We start from the raw sequence: 11722 nt of genomic DNA on the forward strand, positions 1-11722 counted from the left end.
TTGCGGTCGGGGGTTTTGTCTTTTTAGCTCGGCTATTTAGTTCCAGCTTTGGAATGGAATGCCTATGCACTCGTCTTCTATGCAACCCTTGCGACCATCGCTATCATGCGGGCCTCATGATGGGGCGAGCCACTCGATGTCCAAGTTGTTAAATCTTTTGCAAGATGGCCGCTTCCATTCGGGGCAGGACCTTGGTCAAGCCCTAGGCGTCAGCCGCAGCGCGGTGTGGAAGCAGCTGCAATTGCTCGAGGCTGACCTGGGTTTGGTTGTGCATAAAGTGCGCGGGCGTGGTTATCGTCTGGCCACCCCCGTATCTTTGCTCAATCCCGAGCCTATCAATGCGGCACTCGCTTTGCTTGGATGGGATGTCAGTACCTACCAGATACTGGACTCAACCAATGCACAAGCGTTGCGCACAGTAACCCAGGGCGTAAGCCGGCCGTTGTTGGTTCTCGCCGAGCGCCAAGATGCTGGCCGAGGGCGCCGAGGGCGCCCGTGGGTGAGCCCGTATGCGGCTAATCTTTATTACAGCCTGGTGTTGCCGGTACATGGCGGGATCAAGCGTCTCGACGGGCTAAGCTTGGTCGCAGGCATGGCCACGGTCCAGTGTCTGCGCGCCCATGGTGTGCATAGCGCGATGCTCAAGTGGCCGAATGATGTGTTAGTGCAAGGCCAGAAGATTGCCGGCATCCTCCTGGAGTTGGTGGGGGACCCCACAGAACAGTGCCACGTCGTATTAGGGATCGGTATAAACGCTAACATGCGCGACACCGATGCTATCGACCAGCAGTGGACATCCATCTATCTACAGACCCAGCAACTGGTGGACCGTAGTGCATTAGCGATTTCGTTGAGTGACGCACTGGCACAGTATCTGGGTCGACTGGATGCCGTCGGTTTCGGTGCACTGCGAGAGGAGTGGGAGGCGCTGCATGCGTGGCAGGGCAAGGCTGTGAACCTAGTCTCAGGTAGCCGGGTCATCCCGGGTACGGTGCTAGGCATCAATGACCAAGGCGCGCTGCGTCTTCATGTTGACGGTAAAGAAGAAACCTTCAGTGGTGGAGAGCTCAGCTTGAGGTTACGTGATGATTCTTGAGCTCGACTGCGGCAATAGCTTCATTAAGTGGCGAGTGATCAGCGCCGTCAGCCAGGTTCGCGCAGGTGGGGTGGTAGGTTCCGATGAGGAGCTCCTGGCTCATCTGGCCGCGCACCCCGCCCTGCACCCTACGCAATGCCGACTGGTTAGCGTTCGTTCTGAAGAAGAAACCGCGCGTTTGACCGAAGCGCTTAAAGCTAGCTTTTCGTTGAACAGTGAGGTCGCCCGCCCGGCTAAAGTCCAGGCGGGCGTCACTAATGGCTACGACGACTATCAGCGATTGGGCCTGGACCGTTGGGTAGCCGTCCTCGGCGCATACAAACTGGCAGCTCGGGCTTGTGTGGTTATCGATCTAGGCACTGCAGTTACCTCAGATTTTGTCAGTGCTCAAGGCATTCATCTCGGTGGTTTTATCTGCCCTGGCTTGAGCTTGATGCGCAACCAATTGCGCACCCACACCCGGCGTATTCGCTACGACGACTATTCCGCTGAACAAGCTAAGCTAACGCTCCTTCCCGGGCACTCCACTGTCGAGGCGGTAGAGCGCGGCTGCGTTCTCATGCTGCGCGGGTTTGTGAGCACACAGCTCGAGCATGCCGCTGCTTGCTGGGGGCACGATTACTCGCTTTTTCTCACAGGTGGCGACGCAGCCTTGATCAGCGAAGCCTTCCCGCAGGCCCAGATCGTGCCAGACCTGGTTTTCCAAGGCTTGGCTATCGCCTGCCCGCTTACGTGAGGTTTGCCGATGCGTTGGCTGTTTTTGCTGTTGTTCGTACTAAATGCCTGTTACTTGGTATGGAACCTCCAGGACGCTCCAGTTAGAGCGAAGGATGTAAGTTCTATTGCGCGAGGTCATGGGGGAGACAATGGCCTTCAGCTGCTCAGTGAAGCCGATGGGGCGCCGCCAGTGGCGGCGGGGCAAACCTGTGTCTTCATTGGAGGCTTTGTAGATGGGGGTACGCTGGCCCCTGTCGCGCAACGGTTGCGTGAAGCGGACATACCCTTCCAGCCCTATGTAATTCCGAGTGGGCCAGGTCGTGAGCACTGGCTGAGGCTCTCGCCGAGTGATCGCGCTGGCGTAAAGGGCGTGATTGAAGAACTCGCCCGGAATATCAATGGGTTAAAGCAGAAAATAATTCCTTGCGAAGGCATTGCAACGCCTGGGCAGTTTGAATAGAATGGCGCCCGCTCAGCAAGGTTGGTGACTTGATGAGCACTGTCAACGTAGCTAACCTCAAGATTTTAATGAGAAAAAGCTTGACAGTAGGGATGGCAGAGTTGAAAATGCCGCCCACGTTCAGGAGGGGTTCCCGAGCGGCCAAAGGGATCAGACTGTAAATCTGACGTCTACGACTTCGAAGGTTCGAATCCTTCCCCCTCCACCAGTTTAGCGAGAGCTGCACGCTCCGCGGGTATAGTTTAGTGGTAGAACCTCAGCCTTCCAAGCTGATGATGCGGGTTCGATTCCCGCTACCCGCTCCAAGTTTGCTGCTGTTGCACAGCTTGTACGCTCTTGTAGCTCAGTTGGTAGAGCACACCCTTGGTAAGGGTGAGGTCAGCGGTTCAAATCCGCTCAAGAGCTCCATTTTAGAGGCAGATATGAAAATATCTGCCTTTGTTTTATAGATCATGTGTCTTGCTTAATTCTTCTGCGGGGGATGGTTAGATGGCAAAGGAAAAGTTCGAACGGAACAAGCCGCACGTCAACGTCGGCACCATTGGTCACGTTGACCACGGTAAAACCACTTTGACCGCTGCTCTGACCCGCGTCTGCTCCGAAGTTTTCGGTTCGGCCAAGGTTGACTTCGACAAGATCGACAGCGCCCCAGAAGAAAAAGCTCGCGGCATCACCATCAATACCGCTCACGTTGAATACGACTCCGCTGTTCGCCACTACGCTCACGTTGACTGCCCAGGTCACGCTGACTACGTGAAGAACATGATCACCGGTGCTGCCCAGATGGACGGCGCGATCCTGGTCTGCTCGGCCGCTGATGGTCCGATGCCTCAAACTCGCGAACACATCTTGCTGTCCCGTCAGGTTGGCGTCCCCTACATTGTCGTGTTCCTGAACAAGGCTGACATGGTAGATGACGTGGAGTTGCTGGAGCTGGTTGAGATGGAAGTGCGTGATTTGCTCAGCACTTACGATTTCCCAGGTGACGATACTCCGATCGTGGTCGGTTCCGCGCTGATGGCGTTGAACGGGCAGGATGAAAACGAAATGGGTACCAGCGCTGTGAAGAAGCTGGTCGAGACGCTGGATAGCTACATTCCAGAGCCTGTTCGTGTAATCGACAAGCCGTTCCTGATGCCAATCGAAGACGTGTTCTCGATCTCCGGCCGCGGTACTGTTGTAACCGGTCGTATCGAGCGCGGCATCGTGAAGGTTCAGGACGCCCTGGAAATCGTCGGTTTGCGTGACACTACTACCACTACCTGTACTGGTGTGGAGATGTTCCGCAAGTTGCTCGATGAAGGTCGTGCTGGTGAGAACTGCGGCGTTCTGCTGCGCGGTACCAAGCGTGACGACGTTGAGCGTGGCCAGGTGCTGGTCAAGCCAGGCTCGGTCAAGCCTCACACTACCTTCGAAGCGGAAGTGTATGTGCTGAGCAAGGAAGAGGGTGGTCGTCATACGCCTTTCTTCAAGGGCTATCGTCCTCAGTTCTATTTCCGTACTACAGACGTGACCGGTAACTGCGAGCTGCCTGAAGGCGTTGAAATGGTTATGCCGGGCGACAACGTCAAGTTGGTCGTTACCCTGATCAAAACCATTGCGATGGAAGACGGTCTGCGTTTTGCCATTCGTGAAGGTGGTCGTACCGTTGGTGCTGGTGTTGTAGCCAAGATCATCGCGTAAAGGGTTGTAATCTCTCCGTCAGGCCGGCATAATGGTCGGCCTGATTCAGTTTTAGGTCAGTAGCTCAATTGGCAGAGCGACGGTCTCCAAAACCGTAGGTTGGGGGTTCGATTCCCTCCTGACCTGCCAGATTCACTTCGGTGGCTGGCTTTCTTTTCACAGGATTTCCCCAGATGATGCCGAAGGCCGAAGCCTCTGACACCCGTTTCGATCTGCTCAAGTGGTTGGTCGTTGTTACGTTGGTGGTTGTGGGGGTTGTTGGTAATCAGTATTACTCCGCGGCTCCGGTCCTGTATCGCGTGCTGGCGCTCATCGTGCTTGCTGCCGTTGCCGCGTACGTCGCACTTCAAACCGCCAAGGGCAAGTCGTTCTTTGTTCTGGCCAAGGAAGCTCGCACCGAAATTCGTAAAGTCGTTTGGCCCACTCGCCAAGAGACTGCGCAGACCACGATGATCGTCGTGGCTGTCGTTCTGGTTATGGCCTTGCTGCTGTGGGGGCTTGATTCCCTCCTGGGCTGGCTTGTTTCCCTGATTGTAGGTTAAGGGTGTCCCGTGGCTAAGCGTTGGTACGTTGTGCATGCTTACTCGGGTTACGAGAAGCATGTCATGCGCTCCCTGGTCGAGCGCGTGAAGCTGGCAGGCATGGAAGAACAGTTTGGCGAAATCCTCGTTCCTACCGAAGAAGTGGTAGAAATGCGGAATGGCCAAAAGCGCAAAAGCGAGCGCAAATTCTTCCCCGGCTATGTGCTGGTACAGATGGAAATGAGCGAGGGGACTTGGCACCTTGTCAAGGATACTCCTCGCGTTATGGGTTTCATCGGCGGTACAGCCGACAAGCCGGCGCCCATCACTGACAAGGAAGCAGAAGCTATCCTGCGTCGTGTTGCGGATGGCAGCGATAAGCCGAAGCCGAAAACGTTGTTCGAGCCGGGCGAAGTCGTTCGTGTTACCGATGGGCCGTTTGCAGACTTCAACGGTACCGTCGAGGAAGTTAACTACGAAAAGAGCCGGCTGCAGGTTGCAGTCCTCATTTTCGGTCGCTCCACCCCGGTGGAGCTCGAGTTCAGCCAGGTCGAAAAGGTCTGACTGGAGACGGATCCCATACCCCGCAGGCGTAAGCTGCGGGGTTTTGTCGTCACCGGGATAAAACGCAAGCAAATGGGGAGCCGAAAGGCGTCTGAACCCAAATTTGGAGTAGCTCATGGCTAAGAAAATCACGGCTTATATCAAGCTGCAAGTAAAGGCCGCCCAGGCCAACCCAAGCCCACCTGTTGGCCCGGCACTGGGTCAGCACGGCGTGAACATCATGGAGTTCTGCAAGGCCTTCAACGCCCGTACCCAAGGTATGGAGCCAGGTCTGCCAACGCCCGTGATCATCACTGTTTACAGTGACCGTAGCTTCACGTTCGAAACCAAGAGCACCCCTGCTTCGGTCCTGCTGAAGAAAGCTGCAGGCCTCACCAGCGGTTCGGCTCGTCCGAACACCGTCAAGGTCGGTACCGTGACTCGTGCTCAGCTCGAAGACATCGCCAAGGCCAAGAACGCTGATCTGACCGCTGCCAGCCTCGATGCCGCCGTGCGTACTATCGCCGGCTCCGCTCGTAGCATGGGCCTGAACGTGGAGGGTGTGTAATGGCTAAGCAAACCAAGCGTCAAAAGGCGATCGCCGCCAAGATCGAATCGGGCAAGGCATACAGCTTCGAAGAAGCCGCTAACCTGTTGGCCGAGCTGTCCACCGTCAAGTTCAGCGAGTCGTTCGACGTTGCCGTGAACCTGGGCGTTGACCCGCGTAAATCCGACCAGGTCGTGCGTAGCGCCACCGTTCTGCCTCACGGCACCGGTAAGACCGTTCGCGTAGCTGTGTTCACCCAGGGCCCAGCCGCTGAAGCTGCTTTGGCCGCAGGCGCTGACCGCGTTGGTATGGACGACCTGGCTGCTGAAATGAAAGGCGGCGACCTGAACTATGACGTCGTGATCGCATCCCCTGATGCCATGCGCGTTGTAGGTCAGCTCGGTCAGGTGCTCGGTCCTCGTGGCCTGATGCCTAACCCGAAAGTCGGTACCGTTACTCCTGATGTCGCCACTGCCGTGAAAAACGCCAAGGCTGGTCAGGTTCGCTACCGTACTGACAAAAACGGCATCATCCATACCTCCGTTGGCAAGGTCGGCTTCGAAGCTGGCAAGCTGAAGGAAAACGTTGAAGCGCTGATCGCTGACCTGAAGCGTATCAAGCCAGCTTCCTCGAAAGGTATCTACGTCAAGCGCGTAACCCTGAGCACCACCATGGGCCCAGGCCTGGTGATCGATCAAGGTTCGCTGGACGCTTAAGACTCAAGCAGGTGCCGTTAGCGGTGCCTGCATAGCAAGATTGGGGTCCCTGCCTGGCGGGGGCTATCCAAGACCGTAGGCGGCGCTTGCCTTAAACCACAAGCCTACGCAGATGGTGCTCCCGATTCGTTACCGAATCAGACACCAAAACGACATTCGGTTCCGATCGGATGAAACGGTAAAAACCAGGAGTAAACCCGTGGCAATTAAACTCGAAGACAAGAAGGCCATCGTCGCTGAAGTCAACGAGGCTGCCAAAGCTGCTCTGTCCGCTGTCGTGGCTGATGCCCGTGGTGTGACTGTAGGCGCTATGACCGGACTCCGTAAAGAGGCCCGCGAGGCTGGCGTATACGTACGTGTTGTGCGTAACACCCTGCTGCGCCGCGCTGTTGAAGGCACTGAGTACAGTGTTCTCAATGACGCGTTCAAAGGCCCGACCCTGATTGCATTCTCTACCGAGCACCCGGGCGCCGCTGCCCGTCTGTTCAAAGAGTTCGCCAAGGGTCAGGACAAGTTCGAGATCAAGGCAGCTGCGTTCGAGGGCAAGTTCCTCGCAGCAAACCAGATCGACGTGTTGGCTTCGCTGCCAACCCGCGACGAAGCCATTGCAAGGCTGATGAGCGTGATTCAAGGCGCCACCAGCAAGCTGGCTCGTACTCTGGCGGCCATTCGCGACCAGAAAGAAGCTACCGCTGCCTAAGGCCGCAAAGCACTTTCAAAATCATATGTTTAATTTGATGGCTGCGTAGGCTGTCACCCCAATACAGGAATTCATAGTCATGTCTCTGACTAACGAGCAAATCATCGAAGCAATCGGCCAGAAAACCGTTCTGGAAGTTGTTGAGCTGATCAAAGCGATGGAAGAAACCTTCGGCGTTACCGCTGCTGTTGCCGCTGCTGGCCCAGCTGCTGCTGCCGCTGTTGTTGAAGAACAAACCGAATTCACCGTTAAACTGGTTGAAGCCGGCGAGAAGAAAGTGAACGTCATCAAGGCTGTACGTGAAGCCACCGGTCTGGGCCTGAAAGAAGCCAAGGCTGTTGTTGATGACCTGGGCGTCGTGAAAGAGAACGTTTCGAAAGAAGAAGCTGAAGCTCTGAAGAAAGCCCTGGAAGAAGCCGGCGCCAAAGTCGAAGTCAAGTAACTTCGACCTTGCCTCCGCGGCCCGAGCGTCAAGCAGACGGCTGATGGCTGGTGGCTTATGCCACCGGCCTTTTTCCGTTACTGGTCCTTGCTTTCAAGGCCTGTAGCGCGCTGTATCCACCCCGCTGGGGTGACGCAAACCATGGGGTTTGCAAGATTTTCTGGCTACTCCCGCCGGGAGAGGCCAAACAAGCAGGTGACCAAGCTGGGGAACGCTGATGGCTTACTCATACACTGAGAAAAAACGTATCCGCAAGGACTTTAGCAAGTTGCCGGACGTCATGGATGTGCCTTACCTCCTGGCCATCCAGCTGGATTCGTATCGTGAATTCCTGCAGGCGGGAGTGTCCAAGGATCAGTTCCGCGACGTCGGCCTGCATGCGGCTTTCAAATCGGTTTTCCCGATCATCAGCTACTCCGGCAACGCTGCCCTGGAGTACGTTGGATATCGCCTGGGCGAGCCCGCCTTCGATGTAAAAGAGTGCGTGCTTCGTGGCGTGACCTTCGCGGTTCCGCTGCGGGTTAAGGTGCGCCTGATCATTTTCGACAAAGAATCGTCGAACAAAGCGATCAAAGACATCAAAGAGCAAGAAGTCTACATGGGTGAAATCCCCCTGATGACTGAAAACGGTACCTTCGTTATCAACGGTACCGAGCGTGTGATCGTTTCCCAGCTGCACCGTTCGCCTGGCGTTTTCTTCGACCACGACCGTGGCAAGACCCACAGCTCTGGCAAACTGCTGTACTCCGCTCGCATCATTCCGTACCGCGGTTCATGGTTGGACTTCGAGTTCGATCCGAAGGACTGCGTGTTCGTGCGTATCGACCGTCGCCGCAAACTGCCGGCCTCGGTGCTGCTGCGCGCCCTCGGCTACACCACCGAAGAAGTCCTCGACGCCTTCTACACCACCAACATCTTCCACGTGAAGGGTGAGAAGCTGAGCCTGGAGCTCGTACCGCAGCGCCTGCGTGGCGAGATCGCGGCCATGGACATCACCGACAATGACGGCAAGGTCATTGTCGAGCAGGGTCGTCGGATTACCGCGCGGCACATTAACCAGCTGGAAAAGGCTGGTATCAAGGAACTCGAAGTTCCGCTGGACTACATGATTGGCCGCACCACTGCCAAGGCCATCGTGCACCCGGCGACCGGTGAAATCATCGCCGAATGCAACACCGAGCTGACCACCGAAGTGCTGGTTAAAATCGCCAAGGCTCAGGTCGTGCGGATCGAAACGTTGTACACCAACGACATCGACTGCGGTCCTTTCATCTCCGATACCCTGAAAATCGACTCCACCAGCAATCAGCTGGAAGCGCTGGTCGAGATCTATCGGATGATGCGCCCAGGCGAGCCGCCTACCAAGGACGCCGCCGAAACCCTGTTCAACAACCTGTTCTTCAGTGCCGAGCGTTACGACCTCTCTGCCGTGGGCCGCATGAAGTTCAACCGTCGTATCGGCCGCACCGAGATCGAAGGTTCCGGTGTGTTGAGCAAGGACGACATCGTTGCCGTGCTCAAGACCCTGGTCGACATCCGTAACGGCAAAGGCATCGTCGACGACATCGACCACCTGGGTAACCGCCGCGTGCGTTGTGTCGGCGAAATGGCCGAGAACCAGTTCCGCGTGGGCCTGGTGCGGGTGGAGCGTGCCGTCAAGGAACGCCTGTCCATGGCTGAAAGCGAAGGCCTGATGCCACAGGACCTGATCAACGCCAAGCCGGTCGCGGCCGCGGTGAAAGAGTTCTTCGGCTCCAGCCAGCTGTCCCAGTTCATGGACCAGAACAACCCGCTGTCGGAAATCACCCACAAGCGCCGTGTGTCCGCGCTTGGCCCAGGCGGCTTGACCCGTGAGCGTGCGGGCTTCGAAGTCCGTGACGTACACCCGACCCATTACGGCCGTGTGTGCCCGATCGAAACGCCGGAAGGTCCGAACATCGGCTTGATCAACTCCTTGGCGGCTTACGCGCGCACCAACCAGTACGGCTTCCTGGAAAGCCCGTATCGCGTTGTGAAGGACGGCGTAGTCACCGACGAGATCGTCTTCCTGTCCGCGATCGAAGAGGCCGATCACGTGATCGCCCAGGCTTCCGCGGCCATGAACGAGAAGAAGCAGCTGATCGACGAGCTGGTGGCCGTGCGTCACCTGAACGAGTTCACCGTCAAGGCGCCGGAAGACGTCACCCTGATGGACGTTTCGCCCAAGCAGGTAGTTTCGGTCGCGGCCTCGCTGATTCCATTCCTGGAACACGACGACGCCAACCGTGCACTCATGGGTTCGAACATGCAGCGCCAGGCGGTACCGACCCTGCGTTCCGACAAGCCCCTGGTGGGCACCGGGATGGAGCGTAACGTTGCCCGTGACTCCGGTGTATGCGTGGTCGCGCGTCGTGGTGGCGTAATCGATTCGGTCGATGCCAGCCGTATCGTTGTCCGCGTCAGCGACGACGAAGTCGAAACCGGCGAAGCCGGCGTGGACATCTACAACCTGACCAAGTACACCCGTTCCAACCAGAACACCTGCATCAACCAGCGCCCGCTGGTTAACCGCGGTGATCGCGTAGAACGTGGCGACATCATGGCCGATGGCCCGTCCACCGACATGGGTGAGCTGGCGCTGGGTCAGAACATGCGTATCGCCTTCATGGCATGGAACGGCTTCAACTTTGAAGACTCCATCTGCCTGTCGGAGCGCGTGGTTCAGGAAGACCGCTTCACCACGATCCACATTCAGGAACTGACCTGTGTGGCCCGTGACACCAAGCTCGGCCCAGAGGAAATCACCGCCGACATCCCGAACGTGGGTGAAGCGGCGCTGAACAAGCTGGACGAAGCCGGTATCGTGTACGTAGGTGCCGAAGTAGGTGCTGGCGACATCCTGGTCGGCAAGGTCACGCCAAAAGGCGAAACCCAACTGACCCCAGAAGAGAAACTGCTGCGCGCGATCTTCGGCGAGAAGGCCAGCGACGTCAAAGACACCTCCCTGCGTGTGCCGACCGGCACCAAAGGTACCGTCATCGACGTACAGGTCTTCACCCGTGACGGCGTGGAGCGCGATTCTCGCGCCCTGTCCATCGAGAAGAGCCAGCTCGACCAGATCCGTAAGGACCTGAACGAAGAGTTCCGCATCGTCGAAGGTGCAACCTTCGAGCGTCTGCGTAGCGCGCTGGTCGGCCAGGTTGTCGACGGTGGCGCGGGCCTGAAGAAGGGCACCGACCTGACCGACGACGTGCTGAGCGGTCTGGAGCATGGCCAGTGGTTCAAACTGCGCATGGCCGACGACGCGCTCAACGAGCAGCTGGAAAAAGCCCAGCAGTACATCGTTGACCGCCGCCGCCTGCTGGACGACAAGTTCGAAGACAAGAAGCGCAAGCTGCAACAGGGCGATGACCTGGCGCCGGGCGTGCTGAAAATCGTCAAGGTGTACCTGGCAATCCGTCGTCGCATCCAGCCGGGCGACAAGATGGCCGGCCGTCACGGTAACAAGGGTGTGGTCTCGGTGATCATGCCGGTCGAGGACATGCCGCACGATGCCAATGGCACCCCGGTAGACGTCGTTCTCAACCCGTTGGGCGTACCGTCCCGGATGAACGTCGGTCAGATCCTCGAAACCCACCTGGGCCTCGCGGCCAAAGGCTTGGGCGAGAAGATCAACCGTATGCTCGAAGAGCAACGCCAGGTCGCTGATCTGCGTGGTTTCCTGAACGAGATCTACAACGAGATCGGCGGTCGCCACGAAAGCATCGACGAGCTGTCGGACCAAGAAGTGCTGGCCCTGGCCAAGAACCTCAAGGCGGGCGTGCCAATGGCGACCCCAGTCTTCGACGGTGCCAAGGAAAGCGAAATCAAGTCGATGCTCAAGCTCGCTGACATGCCGGAAAGCGGCCAGATGCAGCTGTTCGACGGGCGGACCGGTAACAAGTTCGAGCGCCCGGTGACTGTCGGCTATATGTACATGCTGAAGCTGAACCACCTGGTGGACGACAAGATGCACGCTCGTTCCACCGGTTCCTACAGCCTGGTTACCCAGCAGCCGCTGGGTGGTAAGGCTCAGTTCGGTGGCCAGCGTTTCGGGGAGATGGAGGTGTGGGCGCTGGAAGCATACGGCGCGGCATACACCCTGCAAGAAATGCTCACCGTGAAGTCGGACGACGTGAACGGCCGTACCAAGATGTACAAGAACATCGTGGACGGCGATCACCGTATGGAGCCGGGCATGCCCGAGTCCTTCAACGTGTTGATCAAAGAAATTCGTTCGCTCGGTATCGACATCGATCTGGAAACCGAATAACACGCG

Annotated in this window: 10 protein-coding genes and 4 tRNA genes; all 14 read left to right on the top strand. The window is 57.4% G+C overall.

The features are described from left to right. The first annotated feature begins 136 nt into the window (after positions 1-136). The 14 genes from birA to rpoB all read left to right on the top strand — a co-directional run bounded on the left by birA (position 137) and on the right by rpoB (position 11716). Positions 137-1096 carry a bifunctional biotin--[acetyl-CoA-carboxylase] ligase/biotin operon repressor BirA gene (gene birA, locus OGL93_RS19865; RefSeq protein ID WP_263264645.1) on the top strand — a complete coding sequence of 320 codons (960 nt, stop codon included), beginning with the start codon at positions 137-139 and terminating at the stop codon, positions 1094-1096. Next, a complete protein-coding gene (locus tag OGL93_RS19870) occupies positions 1086-1832 on the top strand; it encodes a pantothenate kinase (protein ID WP_263264646.1) in 747 nt (248 codons plus the stop codon). The genes birA and OGL93_RS19870 overlap by 11 nt, the downstream gene beginning before the upstream one ends. 564 nt (positions 1833-2396) lie before the next feature. Further along, positions 2397-2481, top strand: a tRNA-Tyr gene (locus OGL93_RS19875). A gap of 23 nt (positions 2482-2504) precedes the next feature. Then, positions 2505-2578: transfer RNA gene (locus tag OGL93_RS19880), tRNA-Gly, on the top strand. Between the two features lie 27 nt (positions 2579-2605). Beyond that, positions 2606-2681: transfer RNA gene (locus OGL93_RS19885), tRNA-Thr, on the top strand. Positions 2682-2762: 81 nt separating this feature from the next. Then, the gene (gene tuf, locus OGL93_RS19890) at positions 2763-3956 is read left to right on the top strand and encodes an elongation factor Tu (RefSeq protein ID WP_263264648.1); all 1194 of its coding nucleotides are present in this window, start codon (positions 2763-2765) and stop codon (positions 3954-3956) included. Between the two features lie 53 nt (positions 3957-4009). After that, a tRNA-Trp gene (locus OGL93_RS19895) sits at positions 4010-4085 on the top strand. A 44-nt stretch (positions 4086-4129) separates the two neighbouring features. Continuing rightward, positions 4130-4498 carry a preprotein translocase subunit SecE gene (gene secE, locus OGL93_RS19900; RefSeq protein ID WP_263264650.1) on the top strand — a complete coding sequence of 123 codons (369 nt, stop codon included), beginning with the start codon at positions 4130-4132 and terminating at the stop codon, positions 4496-4498. A gap of 9 nt (positions 4499-4507) precedes the next feature. Beyond that, positions 4508-5041: a transcription termination/antitermination protein NusG gene (nusG, locus tag OGL93_RS19905; RefSeq protein ID WP_263264651.1), complete on the top strand. Its 534-nt coding sequence runs from the start codon at positions 4508-4510 to the stop codon at positions 5039-5041. Between the two features lie 115 nt (positions 5042-5156). Continuing rightward, a complete protein-coding gene (rplK, locus tag OGL93_RS19910; RefSeq protein WP_225776110.1) occupies positions 5157-5588 on the top strand; it encodes a 50S ribosomal protein L11 in 432 nt (143 codons plus the stop codon). Further along, entirely contained in the window at positions 5588-6283 is a 696-nt protein-coding gene (gene rplA / locus OGL93_RS19915) for a 50S ribosomal protein L1 (RefSeq protein WP_263264653.1), read from the top strand. Before rplK ends, rplA begins: the two co-directional genes overlap by 1 nt. Positions 6284-6482: 199 nt before the next feature. Beyond that, positions 6483-6983 carry a 50S ribosomal protein L10 gene (gene rplJ, locus OGL93_RS19920; RefSeq protein WP_263264655.1) on the top strand — a complete coding sequence of 167 codons (501 nt, stop codon included), beginning with the start codon at positions 6483-6485 and terminating at the stop codon, positions 6981-6983. Between the two features lie 79 nt (positions 6984-7062). Continuing rightward, positions 7063-7425 (top strand): 50S ribosomal protein L7/L12, encoded by a 363-nt coding sequence (gene rplL, locus OGL93_RS19925; protein ID WP_263264656.1) that lies wholly within the window; start codon positions 7063-7065, stop codon positions 7423-7425. A 217-nt stretch (positions 7426-7642) separates the two neighbouring features. Continuing rightward, positions 7643-11716, top strand: a complete 4074-nt coding sequence (gene rpoB / locus OGL93_RS19930) for a DNA-directed RNA polymerase subunit beta (protein WP_263264658.1) — start codon at positions 7643-7645, stop codon at positions 11714-11716. Positions 11717-11722 lie beyond the last annotated feature (6 nt).

Source organism: Pseudomonas sp. RIT-PI-S (genome assembly GCF_025642975.1).
GTDB lineage: Bacteria > Pseudomonadota > Gammaproteobacteria > Pseudomonadales > Pseudomonadaceae > Aquipseudomonas.

Bases quoted from the DNA above. Each gene is read 5' to 3' on its own strand.
- birA (WP_263264645.1), top strand. From the start codon at position 137: ATGTCCAAGTTGTTAAATCTTTTGCAAGATGGCCGCTTCCATTCGGGG.
- OGL93_RS19870 (WP_263264646.1), top strand. From the start codon at position 1,086: ATGATTCTTGAGCTCGACTGCGGCAATAGCTTCATTAAGTGGCGAGTG.
- tuf (WP_263264648.1), top strand. From the start codon at position 2,763: ATGGCAAAGGAAAAGTTCGAACGGAACAAGCCGCACGTCAACGTCGGC.
- secE (WP_263264650.1), top strand. From the start codon at position 4,130: ATGATGCCGAAGGCCGAAGCCTCTGACACCCGTTTCGATCTGCTCAAG.
- rplK (WP_225776110.1), top strand. From the start codon at position 5,157: ATGGCTAAGAAAATCACGGCTTATATCAAGCTGCAAGTAAAGGCCGCC.
- rplA (WP_263264653.1), top strand. From the start codon at position 5,588: ATGGCTAAGCAAACCAAGCGTCAAAAGGCGATCGCCGCCAAGATCGAA.
- rplL (WP_263264656.1), top strand. From the start codon at position 7,063: ATGTCTCTGACTAACGAGCAAATCATCGAAGCAATCGGCCAGAAAACC.
- rpoB (WP_263264658.1), top strand. From the start codon at position 7,643: ATGGCTTACTCATACACTGAGAAAAAACGTATCCGCAAGGACTTTAGC.